The following is a 12886-nucleotide window of genomic DNA, read 5'->3' as shown; positions in this document are numbered from 1 at the left end:
GGCGGGGGTGTGGGGCTCGTGGGGAGGGAGGGAACCTTGGGGGCGCGGGCCGCTCAGCCGGAGCGGCCCGCGCAACCCATCCCACCGACCGCCGCCCCACCAACCGCGCCGCGCGTAGGAAGTCGGCGGGTCGACTTCCTACGCGGGGGTTCAGGTGCGGGTGGCTTGGGTGCGGCAGTGGGTGAGGGCGTAGCGGATGCGGGGGTCGGGGTTGGGGGTGGTGGTGAGGAGTTCGCCGGCGGTGGTCGAACGACTTGAACAGCTCTGCGAACAGGGGCGTGTGGTACTCCAGGTGGCGCCGTTCAGCATGGGGGAGCACAGGCCGTTCGCCCTGCCCATGCGACTGCTGACACTCCCCGACGGCTCCCTGTTTGGCTACTCTGAGTCCGAGGGGCGAGGGCACGTCGAACGAGATGACGACAGGCTCCGCGACTGGCGCAGGAGATACGATCGCCTCCAGGTAGGAGCGCTGGCCGAGTCGGCGACTCTCGATTTGATACTCCATGCCCGGAAGGAATCCCATGGCTGATTTCGACTTGACTACCACTTCGTGGGTGAAGTCGACGTACAGCCAGCAAGGCGGCGACTGCCTTGAGGTTGCGCGTGGCTCTCGTGAACTGATGCCCGTCCGTGACTCGAAGGACCCCCACGGTCCGGCTCTCGTCTTCCCGACCGAGGCCTGGTCCAGCTTCGTCGCCGCTGTCCGCAGCGGCGAGTTCGGCGAAGTCTGAGCCCCCCAGTCCAGCCTCCGCGGGCCCGGACCGTGAACGATCCGGGCCCGCGGTCTGTTCCTTCGCCGTCCACCTGCTCAGCGACCTGCCCGACGATGGTGTCGCCTACACCGAACAGAACTGGGCGAACTCAGGCCGTTTGCCCACCCGATCACGTTGCTGACCACGCCGAACAGGGCCATGGTCGGCTACGGGGAGACGCAGAAGCGGGGCTTCCTTGAACGCGATCCGGAGACACTGGTCGCGTGGGCCAGTGAGTACGATCACCTCCAGGTCGAGGCGTTGTCCCGGGCCGCGAGCATCGAGTTCGTTCGAGAAGTGCGGAAGGGTTTTGAACATGGCTGACCTACACAGCGTCGCTTGGCGCAAGAGCTCGTACAGCGCCCAGCAGGGACAGTGCGTTGAGGTGGCGATCGGGTCCTCCAGCCAGGTTCCCGTCCGAGACTCCAAGGACCCCGAGGGCCCCGTCCTGGCCTTCCCGGTCGACGCCTGGTCGAACTTCGTCGTCGCCGTTCGCTCCGGCGAGTTCGGTGACGTCTGACGCATCGTGTGGACCGGCTGGAGCGGGACACCTGAACAGTGACAGCCGCGTTGGCGGCCTACTATCAGCTACAAACACATGCCCGTTCACAGGCGGACTCGGTGGCGGTGATCCCGCGAGCTACGGAGGCGATATGACGCTCGACTGGCACAAGTCCAGCTACAGCAGCAACGGCGGGCAGTGCATCGAGGTATCCGATAGCCTGCCCGGCGTCGTCCCTGTTCGCGACTCGAAGGACCCCGAGGGCCCCACCCTGGCCTTCCCGGCCGACGCCTGGTCGAACTTCGTCGTCGCCGTTCGCTCCGGCGAGTTCGGCGACGTCTGAGCCCCCGGTCCGGGCGTCCGCGGGCCCGGACCCGGGCCCTCAGTATGGTCCTTCGCTGTCTACCTGTTCAGCGACCTGCCTGACGATGGGGTCGCCTACGCCGACAGAACCTGGCGTTCGCGGACCGTCTCGCGAATCTCACCCGTCGCAACCGCCAGGTCGAGATCCTTGTGTCCCAGGCATTCGACCCCGCAGCAACGCGGTCATACTTGCAGACAACCCTGACGGACAAGCCGAGTTGGGGACCACGGAGAGGACGACCATGCACGACGGCATCACCCTCGACCAGGGCGGCTACAGCTGGGCCAAGTCCAGCTACAGCAGCAGCGAGATCGGCAACTGCGTCGAGGTCGGCCGAACCCCGGCCGGCACCGTCCCGGTGCGCGACACCAAGCAGCACCGGCGCGGCCCCGTCCTGGAGTTCACCCCCCGCGGCTTTCCAGAACTTCCTCGACGCCGTCAAGGCGGGCGAGTTCCCGGTCCAGCCGTAGCGGGTGCATGACGAGTTATTGTCAGGACCTGTGGATCGGCTCTGGTGATGGCTGCTGGTGGCCGTGCCGCTGAGCCCAGGTCTCGCGGGTGATCACGTACTCCACGTCACCGTGCTCAGCCCCCTCGATGTATTCCGGCCATTCCTCGAAGAACGTGCGGATCAAGGACAACCCCGCCTTCTCCATGACGCGCCGGGAGGCGGCGTTGACCGTCATCGTGGTGGCCACGATCAGGTCCACTTCCAGCTCGGCGAACGCGTGATGCACCAGTGCCCGCGCGCCTTCGGTGGCATAGCCCAGGCCCCAGACGGAGGGAATCATGCGGTAGCCCAGCTCCGTTCCGCCGTTCAGGCCGACGCTTGCCGCGGGCCGCAGTGAGAGCCACCCGAGGAACTTCCCGGACGACTTCTCCGCCGCAACGAAGCAGCCCTGTCCGCTCGGGAGCTCTTCGTACTCGCGCAGGATGCGCGGGAGCTGCTGCACGACGACCGCCCGGGGCACGGGACGGCCGTTGTCGATGTGCCGCATGACGTCGGGGTGACCGTGCAAGGCGGCCAGGTCGTCGACGTCTGCCTCGCTGAAGCGGCGAAGCGTCATGCGCCCTGTTTCCAAGTAGGTGTCCACGAGGGCGATTCGAGCAGGGCGCCCGGAGCGCGGCAACTGCTTTCCCCCGGCGCTGTCACCTGATCAGGCCGCGGCGGCCTCCTCGCGTTCGACCAGGACGCCGTTCTCGAACCCGGCGCACGAGCTTGAACACCATCGCAAGCGCGGCGGCCGGGCTGCCGGCGCCACGCCTCGCCTTCGTTGCGCCAGGCTGTGCTGACTTCGGCAGGGTGTTCGTGACATTTCGGGCTCTGTGGACCCAGCAGCGCTGGTGGCGGGCACCCGGAGACGGACGCCGGATGCCGGCCGTCCGACGCGGGGCACGACCGCCTCCACCCGGTCGGCGGCGCTCAGCTCGCTGCGGCGTCGGACCTGGCGATCGCGCCCGGTCCCGGGGTGCGGCGGACGTCCTGCGGGGCGAGGTGGCCGTGGCCCGCGGCGCATTCCAGGACGACCCTGACCGGGGCGTCGCACGGGCTCGTGTCGTCGGCGGGCTGGTGCCGGACGACGACCGACGGGCCCTGCGGGTCGGCGAGGTAGGTGTCGCCCCACTCCAGGAGCGCGATGAGGGTCGGGCGCAGCGCGTGGCCCTGTTCGGTGAGCTCGTAGGCGAAGCGCTGGCGGTCGCCGGGTTCGCGGTAGGGGACGCGGCGCAGGACTCCGGCGGTGACCAGGGTGTCGAGTCGGTTGGCGAGGAGGTTCTTGGCGATGCCGAGGCGGGTGTGGAACTCGCCGAAGCGGTGGGCGCCGTCGAGTGCCTCGCGGACGATCAGCAGGGACCAGCGCTCCCCCACCACCGAGAGGGCGCGTGCCACCGAGCAGTTCACCGGGTCGATCCGCCGTGTCTCCATGGGGCCAGCCTACCGATCTGGGTTTACGAACTGTACTCAGCGGGGGTAGCCTCCGGTCAGGTTCTGAGTTTAAAAACTAAACCCACAGGGGGTTCGGCCATGCCCATGCTCGACGTGTACGTTCCGGACGGTGCGCTGCGGCCCGATGCCGAGGCGGCGCTGATGGAGCGGATCACGGAGATCCTGATCCGCCATGAGGGGTTCGACCCGGCCGATCCGGTGGCCCGGTCGGTGTCGTGGCTGTTCCTTCACCGGCCGGCGGCCGTGTTCGTCGGCGGGAAGCCCGCGGACGCGCCCCGCTACAAGGTCGTGCCGTCGGTGCCCGAGGGGCAGCTCGACGAGCGGAAGCGGGCGGGTGTCATCGCCGAGGTCACCGAGGCGATCCTGGACGCCGAGGACGGCGCCTGGCCGCGCGATCCGGGCCGCGTCTGGGTCTTCCCGACGCAGATCCCGGAGGGCCACTGGGGCGGGTGGGGGCGGATCAGGCCGCTGGCGGCGATCCTCGCCCGGCTCGGCGGCGACGGCGACAGCGGTCGCGCCGGTGCGCTGGCGCGTGAGCGGATCGCCGCCAGCCGCGCCGAACGCGCCCTGCTGCCCTGACCCCGGTGCTGCGGGCCGCGCCGTACACAGGAAGTCGGCGGGGTCGACTTCCTGTGCACGGTGGGCGGGCCGCTCGACTTCCTGTGCACGGTGGGGCGGGCCGCTCGACTTCCTGTGCACGGTGGGGCGGGCCGCTCGACTTCCTGTGCACGGCGGGCCGCTCGGTGCTGCGGGCCGCCCGCGTCCGCCGGGCCGGTCAGGCCGGGTGGACGAGGCGGCTCTCGTAGGCGAAGACCACGGCCTGGATCCGGTCGCGCAGGTCGAGCTTGTGCAGGATCCGTCCCAGATGGGACTTCACGGTCGCCTCCGCGAGGTACAGGGCGGCCGCGATCTCGGCGTTGGACAGGCCGCGGCCCACCTGGACGAGCACCTCGCGTTCGCGGGCGCTGAGCCGGGCCAGCCGCTCGTCGTTCTCGGCGCTGCGGCCGCCGGGCAGGTGCGGGCGGACGTTCTCCAGCAGGCGGCGGGTGATCCGCGGGGAGATCACCGCGTCGCCGGCGGCGACGTTGCGGATCGCGGTGAGCAGTTCCTCGGGCCTGGTGTTCTTCAGTAGGAAGCCCGAGGCCCCGGCGTTGAGCCCGGCGAAGGCGTACTCGTCCAGGTCGAAGGTGGTGAGGATCAGCACCCTGCTGCCCGGGCAGGCGCCGACGACCTGGCGGGTCGCCTCGATCCCGTCCATCCCGGGCATCCGGACGTCCATGAGGACGACGTCGGGGCGCAGCTGCCGGGCGAGGTGGACGGCCTGGGCGCCGTCGGCGGCCTCGCCGACCGGTGCCATGTCGGGCTGGGCCTCCAGGACGGTGGCGAAGGCCATGCGCAGCAGTGCCTCGTCGTCGGCGATCAGGATGCGGATCGTCATGCGGGCACCGCCGCGCCGCTGTCGAGGGGGTCGTGGGGGTCGACGGGGCCGTGGGGGTCGAGGGGGTCGAGGAGCAGGCGGGTGTGGACCGCCCAGCCGCCGCCGGGCCGGGGGCCGGCGCGCAGTGTCCCGCCGTAGGCGGCGGCGCGTTCGCGCATGCCGGGGATGCCGTGGCCGGGGCTGCCGTGGCCGGGCGGTGCGCAGGCGGGCGCGGCGGCCGGGGCGCGGGGTGCGGGGTGTGGCGGGTGGGGGCCGTCGTCGGTGACGTCCACGGTGACGGCCGCGGTCGTGCACCGCAGGCGGACCATCGCGCGGGTGCCGGCGGGTGCGTGCTTGAGGGTGTTGGTCAGGGCTTCCTGGACCAGGCGGTAGACGGTGAGCCCCGCGGTGGCGGGGATGTGGGTGTGGCCGCCGTGGACGTCGAGGCGGGTGGGCAGTCCGGCGGCGCCCATCTGGTCGGCGAGGGCCTGGAGTTGGGCGATGCCGGGCAGCGGGTGGCGCTGCGCGTCGGGTTCGTCGGTGCGCAGGACGCCCAGGGAGCGCCGCATGTCGGTCAGGGCCTGCCGGCCGGTCTCGGAGATCCGGAGCATCGCGGTGGTGGCCCGCTCGGGCGAGCGGTGCTGCGCGTAGAGGGCGGCGTCGGTGAGCGCGACCATGACGGACAGGTTGTGGGTGACGATGTCGTGCATCTCCCGGGTGATGCGGGCGCGTTCCTCGGCGACGGCCAGTCGCGCCCGTTGTTCGCGTTCCCGTTCCAGGCGTGCGGCGCGTTCCTCCAGGGCGGCGAGGTAGGCGCGTGTGGTGCGGGCGTTCACGCCGAGGACGGCGGCGGCGACGGTCGTCGCGGTGAGGGCGACGAAGGGGGTCAGGAACGCGCCGTCCGGGGCCCAGCGCAGGCAGGCCAGCAGGACGCCCGTCTGTGTGACGGCCGCGGCGAGGAGCGTGCCGCGCCGGCCGGTGTGCGCGGCTACCGTGTAGAGGGCCACCAACAGGGCGATGTCGGCGGGGAGTTGGACGTCCATCAGCCACTGGACGAGGGCCGCGGCCGCCACGACGCCGAACACGGCGAGCGGGGCCCGGCGCCGCCACGACAGGGGCAGCACGAGGGCGGCGGTCAGGGCGGTGGCCGCCGGCAGTTCGTGCGGTGCGCGGGTGGTGACGGCGTTGAGGAGCAGGAGCGCGGGCAGCAGCGCCTCCCACACCACGGGCGGCAGCCGGGAGGCCCGGCGCCCGGCGGCCGCCACCGGGCGCGCCGCGCGTGCGCGGGCCCGGTCGGCGCGGCCCGTCAGCCGTGGGGCCGCTCTCGCCCAGCGCGCCCGTGCCCGAGCCTCCACCCGGTCCCAGCGGTGTAACCGGCGTGCCCGGTGGGCCTGCTGGGCCTGCTGGGCCTGGTGGGCCTGCTGGGTCTGGTGGGCCTGGCCGGGTTCGGCGGCCGCCTCGGTCATCACACGTCCCTGTCGATTCGGTGTCATGGCTCACGGCCGCCCCCGCCGGGCCGGCCACCGCGAACAGCCGGCCCCCGGGGGCCGGGTACGGGGACCGTACGCCGCGCGCGCCGCCCGGCACGTACCGCGGCCCTGTCACGGTAGGCCGCGGGAGCGCGCGGCACATGATCCCACCGTCGGAGCGCACAGTGCCGGGGTACGACCGCAGGAGGAGCCCGACCACCTCCCGTGGTCGCAGGCCGGGCACGCCGCGGCGTGCCCGGGTGCCGCCCGCGGTCGTACGGGCGCTGCCGCGCACTGCGCCCCCGGTCGCAGTGCGGCGGCCACCGGTGGGCGATGCGGCGGCGCGTGCCCGGCGCCGAGCATGACCGGGTGACCGAGAACACCGCGGGACTGCCCATGTCCCCCCTGGAGATCCTCGCCCTGCTGGGCGCCCTCGCGCTGGTGGCGGCGCGCTGGCTTCCCCCCGCCGCCCGAGCGCGCGCCACGATCGCGGCGGTGGCGGTCCTCGTGCCGTGCGCCGTCGCGCTGGGCGTGACGGGGATCCGCTGGCAGCTGCTGCCGGTGCTGGCCGGCGCCGCCCTCGTGCTGCCGTTCGCCCTGTTCCCCCTGCTGCGGCCGCTGCGGCGCCGTCCCGGCCGGCCGGCGTGGCGGGCCCGCTGGTGGCTGGCGCTGCCGGCCTCGGCGGCCTGCGCCGGGTTGATCGCCGCGGGCCCGCTGTCCGCCTGGGCCTTCCCCGTGCCCGTGTTCCCCGAGCCGTCGGGCGGTTTCGCGGTGGGCACCCGCGTCGTGCAGTGGACCGACCAGGGCCGCCCCGAGACCTTCACCGCCGATCCGGACGACCGGCGCACCGTCGTGGTCCAGCTCTGGTACCCGGCACGGCAGGGCCCCGCGGGCGCGCGGCGGGCCCAGTACCTCGGCCGCACCCGGCAGGAGGCGCGCACCGTCGCCGCGGCGCTGGCCGGCGGCGTCGGTCTGCCGGGCTTCCTGATGGACGGTGTCGCGCGGGCCCGCAGCCGCTCGGTCTTCGACGCCCCGGTGGACGGTGGGGGCGAACGGTTCCCGGTGGTGCTGTTCTCGCCCGGCTCGGGCGGGGTGCGCACCCAGAACACCGCCTGGGCGGAGGAGTTGGCCAGCCACGGCTACGTCGTCGCCGCCCTCGACCACCCGTACGACTCCGCGGCCGTCGTCCTCGCCGACGGCCGCACGCTCACCTCCGAGACCTCCTCCAGCGGCGACCGGGACAAGGACGAGGAGCTGGCGGCCGGCTGGACGGCGGTGCGGGCCGCCGACCTCGGCTTCGTCCTCGGCCGGCTGGAGGCCCTGGACCGGGGCGAGGGCGCAGACCCGCTGGCCGGGCGCCTGGACACCGGCCGGGCCGCGGTGGCCGGCCACTCCATGGGCGGCGCGGCCGCCCTGCAGGCGGCCCGCCAGGACCACCGCTTCCGGGCCGTCGTCGACCTGGACGGCTTCCCCCACGGCCCCGCCTCCCCCGCCCTCGGCCGGCCGGTGCTCGCGCTCACCCAGGCGCTCACCCCGGCGACCGACCCGCGCTACCTGCCCCGCCTCACCGGGGCGCTCGCCTCCAACACCGCGACGAGCTACCGGCTCACCGTCCCCGGCGCCGCCCACCTCACCTTCATGGACGGCCCCCTGTACCTGCCGCCGGTGCCCTCGCTCGTCGGCTCCCTGGGCCGCAGCGAGGGGCCGCGCGTCGTCGCCGCGGCCACCCTCGCCTTCCTGGACTCAGCCCTGCGGGGCGACCCCGGCGACCCGGCCGGCGCCCTGCAGGCCTACGGCAGCCTCGGCGTCGTGCGCCCGGGCGGGGGCGGGTGAGACCCGGGTGACGGGCGGGGCCGGACGCCGGGCCGGACGCCGGGCCGGACGCCGGGCCGGACGCCGGGCCGGTCGGCGCGGCCCTGACGGCGATGGTGTCGGTGAAGCTCGACGATCCCGAGTTCCAGGGCTCCACCCGCTCCGTGCTCGGCAACGCCGCGGTGCGCGGTTGCGTCGCCGAGGCCGTCCGGGAGCAGCTGGGCGCGTGGCTGGAGGAGCACCCGGAGCAGGCCGCGGCCGTCGTCGGCCGCGCCCGCCCCGGGGGGGGTGCCCGAACCGCGGGCGTGTGAGCCGCAGGGGTTCGGGCGCCCGGGCGGCGTGTGAGCGCCGGGATCTCCTCGCCGCAGAAGGACCGCTGGGCGTCCTCGCGAATCCGCCTGCGACCCGTCCCGTCACCGGAGGCCGACCGCGCCGCGCGGGAAGTCGGCGGGGCCGGCTTCCCGCGCACGGGGGGTGCTGACCTTGTGGCGATCCGGGTGGGAGGCCGTCAGGGCCGACGCGGCCGGTGCTGGTTCAGCGGGTGTCGCGGGCCGCGCGGAGGATGAGGTCGGCGACCGCGCCCGGGCGGGAGACCGCGACCGCGTGGGAGGCGTTGTCGACGGTGACGGTGCGGGCGTGGGCGCGCTCGGCCATCCACTGCTCGGCCTTCGGCGGGATGTTGTAGTCCTGGCCGGCGACCAGGGCGTAGGAGGGAATGTCCTTCCAGGCCGCCTGTGAAGCCTTCTCCTCCAGGGCGAGGGTGGAGACCGGCCGCTGGGTGGCCGCCATGATCGCGGCAGTGGCAGCGGGGACATCGGCGGCGAACTGGTGGCGGAACAGGTCCTGCCTGATGGTCAGTTCGGTGCCGGTGCCGCCGCCGGGCAGGGGGTAGGAGCTGGTGTTGAGGGTCTCGCCCAGGGTGCTGCCGGGGAACTTGCCGGCCAGCTCGCCGGCGCTCTCGCCGACGTTCGGGATGAACGCGGCGATGTAGACCAGCGCCTTCACGTCGGGGTCGCCGGCGGCGGCCTGGGTGATCACCGAGCCGCCGTAGGAGTGGCCGACCAGGACCACGGGCCCGTGCACGCCGTCCAGGACGCTGCGCAGGTAGGCGGCGTCGCTGCTCACGCCGCGCAGCGGGTTGGCGGTGGCGATGACCGGGTAGCCGTCGCGCTGCAGTCGCTGGATGACGCCGGACCAGCTGGAGGCGTCGGCGAAGGCGCCGTGGACGAGCACGACGGTGGGCTTGGCCTGGCTCGCCCCGGCCTTCTGCGAGGCGGCGCTGCTGCTCACCGTGGTGGCGGCCAGCAGGGAGCCCGCCACGGCAGAGGCGAGGGCCACGGTCGTGACGGCACGCAGAGCCGAACGGCTCCGGGAGGAACGGGGCATGACGGTCTCCTTGAAAGGCGGTCGCCGGGACACGGTCTGGCAGGAAGGCGCGGGGTGTGCCGCGTTTCGAACCGCTTTGACCAGCGACGATGGTTGAACGACCAAACCGAAGAGGTCGGTTGAGCCGGCACGGTCGGCCGGAAGGGTCTGCGCGGTGCGCGGCGTCCGGCCATGGGGGTGCGGGGCGCCTGGGGGCGGCCCGGGCGGAGCCGGGCCGCCCTGGCGTGGGGTCAGGAGGTGCTGTGCAGGCCGGTGTAGAGGAAGCGGTTGGCCTGGTCGACGGCTGCCTCGGCGGCGTTGGTGTTCGCGAGGGCGTTGAGCATGGCGAAGTCGTGGATGACGCCGGAGTAGCGGACGGTGGTGATGTCGTTGCCGGCGGCGCGGAGCTTGGCGGCGTACGCCTCGCCCTCGTCCCGCAGGACGTCGGCCTCGTCGGTGATGACCAGGGCCTTGGGCAGGCCCTTGAGCTGGTCGAGGCCGGCGCGCAGCGGGGAGGCGAGGATCTGCTGGCGGTCCTTGGCGTTCGGGGCGTAGGCGTCCCAGAACCACTTCATGGCCTTGCGGGTCAGCCAGGGGCCGTCGGCGAACTCCCGGTAGGAGGGGGTTTCGAAGTTGGCGTCGGTGACGGGGTAGAAGAGCACCTGCTCGCGCAGGGCGGGGCCGCCGCGCTGCTTGGCCATGAGCGTGACGGCGGCCGTCATGTTGCCGCCGACGCTGTCGCCGGCGACGGCGATCCGGGAGCCGTCGACGTTGATCTCGTCACCGTGCTCGGCGACCCACGTGGTGGCCGCGTAGGCCTGCTCGATGGCGATGGGGTAGCGGGCCTCGGGTGAGGGCGTGTAGTCGACGAAGACGACGGCGGCCTGGGCGCCGTTGGCGATCTGGCGAACCAGCCGGTCGTGGGTGTTCTCGTTGCCGAGGACCCAGCCGCCGCCGTGGAAGTACATGACGGCCGGGAGCTTGTCGCTCACGCCGGCGGGGCGGACGATCCGGATGGTCACCTCACCGGTGGGTCCCACCTTGAGGGTGCGGTGACTGACGTCGGCCGGCAGCGTGTCGACGGGCCCGCTCTGCGCGCTGTCGAGCGCCTTGCGGGCGTCGTCGTAGGACAGCGTGTAGATCGGCGGATTCTTCGCGGCCGCGTCGGCGAACGCCTGGGCGTCCTTCTCCAGGACCGGGGCAGTCGACTTGGCGGACGCAGGGGCGGGGGAGGCCGAGGCGTTGGCGGCGATCGTGGCCCCGGCGACGAGGGCGGCGGCCGCGGCGGCGGCGATCTTGCGGTTGAAGCGGAAGGGGACGGTGCGCATGGGGAGACTCCTGGGTCGCCTCTCGGTGGTCGAAGAGGGCAAGGCCCCAGGCTAGGACCCCGTGTCCGCCCCGCCTTTACACGCAGCGCACTCGTTCCGGCCGGTCCGCGCACCCGCCGCCGGCGCCGCACCTGGGTGCCGATCGCCGCGGAGCGACGGGCGCAGGGGTGGGGCTGCGCGTTCGGGCTGCGCAGCCCCACCCCTGTGCCTTAGCCGACTCCCCCGCGGTTGGAGGACAGGCCCCGACGGGGTGTCAGGCGGGGCGGATGCCCGGGTTGCCGGCCTCGGTGGTGAAGGAGGCGGCGGTGGACAGGGTGCCGCCGGGGCGGGTGATGTGGGAGACCACCCGGTAGTCGGCGCGGGCGCGGTGGTGGTCCAGGGTGAGCACGGTGTAGCCGCGGCGCCCGTCGTAGAACTTCATGTGCGCGTTGGCGGACATGAGGTTGTTCCAGTTGGACGGCTTCTCCTCGCCGTCGCCGTCGCTGCTGATCGAGGTGCCGACGAACTCCACGCCCACGGTGCGGGAGGCGGGGTCATCGAAGTTGCGCTTGACGTCCAGGGCGTAGGCGACGTGCACGTCGCCGGTGAGCAGCACGAGGTTCTCGACGCCGGCCTGGTCGACGGCCTGCAGGAAGCGCTCGCGGGCGGCGGGGTAGCCGTCCCAGGCGTCCATGGAGAGCTTGGAGCGCTCGGCGGTGGTGTTCTTGCGGCGGGAGAAGACGACCTGCTGGGGCACCACGTTCCAGGTGGCCTTGGAGTGGCGCAGCCCGTCGGCGAACCAGCGTTCCTGGGTGGGGCCCATCAGGGTGCGCTTGGGGTCGTCGGACTCGGGGGTGGGGTACTGCCAGCCGTCGCCGTTGGCCTGGTCGTCGCGGTACTGGCGGGTGTCGAGGATGTCGAACTGGGCGAGGCGGCCGAAGTGGACGCGCCGGTAGAGGGTCAGGTCGGTGCCGTCGGGCTGGGGCATGCGCAGCGGCTGGTTCTCCCAGTAGGCGCGGTAGGCGGCGGCGCGGCGGGCGACGAAGGGGGCCGGGTCCTGGTTCTTCTCGGGGATGCCGGCGGCGTAGTTGTTCTCCACCTCGTGGTCGTCCCAGGTGACGTACCAGGGGTGGGCGGCGTGGGCGGCCTGGAGGTCGGGGTCGGTCTTGTAGAGGGAGTAGCGCAGCCGGTAGTCCTCGAGGGTGGTGGTCTCGTGGTTGAAGTGGGCCGGCAGGGTGCGGTCGGTGTACTTGCGGTCGCCGCCGACGGCGTCGATGCCGTACTCGTAGATGTAGTCGCCGACGTGGAAGACGGCGTCGAGGTCTTCGCCGGCGAGGTGGCGGTAGGCGGTGAAGTAGCCGTCCTCGTAGGCCTGGCAGGAGACGAAGGCGATGCGGGCGCTGTCGAGCTTGCGGCCGCGCGGCGGGGCGGTGCGGGTGCGGCCGACGGGGCTGGTCCAGGAGCCGACGGTGAAGCGGTACCAGTACGTGCGGGCGGCGTCGAGGCCGTCGGCGTCGACGTGGACGGCGTAGTTGAACTCGGCGTGGGCGCGGGCGGTGCCGCGGCGCTCGACGCGGCGGAACTTCTCGTCGCGGGCGATCTCCCAGCCGACCTTGACCGAGCCGGCGGGCGGCATGCCGGAGCCGGGTTCCAGGGGGCGCGGGGCCAGGCGGGTCCAGAGCACGACGGCTTCGGAGGTGGCGTCGCCGGAGGCCACGCCGAGGGTGAAGGGGTTGTCGCCGATGGCGCGCGGGGCGATCTCGTTGTCGGCGGCGTGCGCGGAGGGCAGGTTGACGCTGAAGGCGAGCGCGGCGGCGGCCGAGGTGACGGTCAGGAAGCGGCGCCGGTCCAGGCGGGCGGCGGCCTCGCGCAGCATCCGGTCGGGCGTGGGGCGGTCGGCGGGGCGGGTCATGGGGGGTGGTGGCCTTTCGCGGTTCGGGGGTGTGCGAAGGG

General features: G+C 73.3%; 17 protein-coding genes. 9 read left to right on the top strand and 8 right to left on the bottom strand.

Features of this window, described 5'->3' with window-relative positions; translation table 11 throughout:
- Nucleotides 1-150 precede the first annotated feature (150 nt).
- A complete protein-coding gene (locus tag ACZ5OX_RS32595; protein WP_465635038.1) occupies nt 151-339 on the bottom strand; it encodes a hypothetical protein in 189 nt (62 codons plus the stop codon).
- Here ACZ5OX_RS32595 and ACZ5OX_RS32590 point away from each other — a divergent pair.
- From ACZ5OX_RS32590 to ACZ5OX_RS32565, 6 genes are all read left to right on the top strand, one after another.
- Nucleotides 308-529 carry a Scr1 family TA system antitoxin-like transcriptional regulator gene (locus tag ACZ5OX_RS32590; protein WP_465635033.1) on the top strand — a complete coding sequence of 74 codons (222 nt, stop codon included), beginning with the start codon at nt 308-310 and terminating at the stop codon, nt 527-529. The genes ACZ5OX_RS32595 and ACZ5OX_RS32590 overlap by 32 nt on opposite strands.
- A complete protein-coding gene (locus ACZ5OX_RS32585; RefSeq protein WP_465635020.1) occupies nt 522-731 on the top strand; it encodes a DUF397 domain-containing protein in 210 nt (69 codons plus the stop codon). The genes ACZ5OX_RS32590 and ACZ5OX_RS32585 overlap by 8 nt, the downstream gene beginning before the upstream one ends.
- A gap of 39 nt (nt 732-770) precedes the next feature.
- Entirely contained in the window at nt 771-1076 is a 306-nt protein-coding gene (locus ACZ5OX_RS32580; RefSeq protein ID WP_465635031.1) for a Scr1 family TA system antitoxin-like transcriptional regulator, read from the top strand.
- A complete protein-coding gene (locus ACZ5OX_RS32575; RefSeq protein WP_465635018.1) occupies nt 1069-1272 on the top strand; it encodes a DUF397 domain-containing protein in 204 nt (67 codons plus the stop codon). The genes ACZ5OX_RS32580 and ACZ5OX_RS32575 overlap by 8 nt, the downstream gene beginning before the upstream one ends.
- Nucleotides 1273-1405: 133 nt before the next feature.
- Nucleotides 1406-1597: a DUF397 domain-containing protein gene (locus tag ACZ5OX_RS32570; protein ID WP_465635016.1), complete on the top strand. Its 192-nt coding sequence runs from the start codon at nt 1406-1408 to the stop codon at nt 1595-1597.
- A 262-nt stretch (nt 1598-1859) separates the two neighbouring features.
- Nucleotides 1860-2099, top strand: coding sequence for a DUF397 domain-containing protein (locus ACZ5OX_RS32565; RefSeq protein ID WP_465635015.1), 240 nt, complete (start codon nt 1860-1862; stop codon nt 2097-2099).
- Nucleotides 2100-2109: 10 nt separating this feature from the next.
- On the opposite strand, the gene ACZ5OX_RS32560 is transcribed toward ACZ5OX_RS32565, so the two are convergent.
- Entirely contained in the window at nt 2110-2712 is a 603-nt protein-coding gene (locus tag ACZ5OX_RS32560) for a GNAT family N-acetyltransferase (protein WP_465635013.1), read from the bottom strand.
- A 329-nt stretch (nt 2713-3041) separates the two neighbouring features.
- Entirely contained in the window at nt 3042-3542 is a 501-nt protein-coding gene (locus ACZ5OX_RS32555; protein WP_465635012.1) for a winged helix-turn-helix transcriptional regulator, read from the bottom strand.
- A 99-nt stretch (nt 3543-3641) separates the two neighbouring features.
- Between ACZ5OX_RS32555 and ACZ5OX_RS32550 the strand changes: the two genes are divergently transcribed.
- A complete protein-coding gene (locus tag ACZ5OX_RS32550; protein WP_465635011.1) occupies nt 3642-4142 on the top strand; it encodes a hypothetical protein in 501 nt (166 codons plus the stop codon).
- A gap of 196 nt (nt 4143-4338) precedes the next feature.
- Here ACZ5OX_RS32550 and ACZ5OX_RS32545 read toward each other — a convergent pair whose 3' ends face one another.
- Together ACZ5OX_RS32545 and ACZ5OX_RS32540 are read right to left on the bottom strand one after the other, a co-directional pair.
- Nucleotides 4339-5001 (bottom strand): response regulator, encoded by a 663-nt coding sequence (locus ACZ5OX_RS32545; RefSeq protein ID WP_465635009.1) that lies wholly within the window; start codon nt 4999-5001, stop codon nt 4339-4341.
- Nucleotides 4998-6446: a sensor histidine kinase gene (locus ACZ5OX_RS32540; protein ID WP_465635008.1), complete on the bottom strand. Its 1449-nt coding sequence runs from the start codon at nt 6444-6446 to the stop codon at nt 4998-5000. Before ACZ5OX_RS32540 ends, ACZ5OX_RS32545 begins: the two co-directional genes overlap by 4 nt.
- A 336-nt stretch (nt 6447-6782) precedes the next feature.
- On the opposite strand from ACZ5OX_RS32540, the gene ACZ5OX_RS32535 reads away from it, so the two are divergent.
- Nucleotides 6783-8282, top strand: coding sequence for an alpha/beta hydrolase family protein (locus ACZ5OX_RS32535; RefSeq protein WP_465635006.1), 1500 nt, complete (start codon nt 6783-6785; stop codon nt 8280-8282).
- Nucleotides 8283-8365: 83 nt separating this feature from the next.
- Nucleotides 8366-8572 carry a hypothetical protein gene (locus ACZ5OX_RS32530; RefSeq protein ID WP_465635029.1) on the top strand — a complete coding sequence of 69 codons (207 nt, stop codon included), beginning with the start codon at nt 8366-8368 and terminating at the stop codon, nt 8570-8572.
- Nucleotides 8573-8795: 223 nt separating this feature from the next.
- On the opposite strand, the gene ACZ5OX_RS32525 is transcribed toward ACZ5OX_RS32530, so the two are convergent.
- The 3 genes from ACZ5OX_RS32525 to ACZ5OX_RS32515 all read right to left on the bottom strand — a co-directional run bounded on the left by ACZ5OX_RS32525 (nt 8796) and on the right by ACZ5OX_RS32515 (nt 12845).
- Complete coding sequence (locus ACZ5OX_RS32525; RefSeq protein ID WP_465635004.1) at nt 8796-9647, bottom strand: alpha/beta fold hydrolase; 852 nt, start codon at nt 9645-9647, stop codon at nt 8796-8798.
- A gap of 230 nt (nt 9648-9877) precedes the next feature.
- Nucleotides 9878-10954 (bottom strand): alpha/beta hydrolase, encoded by a 1077-nt coding sequence (locus tag ACZ5OX_RS32520; protein ID WP_465635002.1) that lies wholly within the window; start codon nt 10952-10954, stop codon nt 9878-9880.
- Between the two features lie 253 nt (nt 10955-11207).
- The gene (locus ACZ5OX_RS32515) at nt 11208-12845 is read right to left on the bottom strand and encodes an alkaline phosphatase D family protein (protein WP_465635000.1); all 1638 of its coding nucleotides are present in this window, start codon (nt 12843-12845) and stop codon (nt 11208-11210) included.
- Nucleotides 12846-12886: the final 41 nt, after the last annotated feature.

The organism is Kitasatospora sp. NPDC032121 (assembly GCF_055580145.1).
Note: the sequence above shows the minus strand (reverse complement) of the source record. Positions and strands in the feature narration are given on the sequence as shown.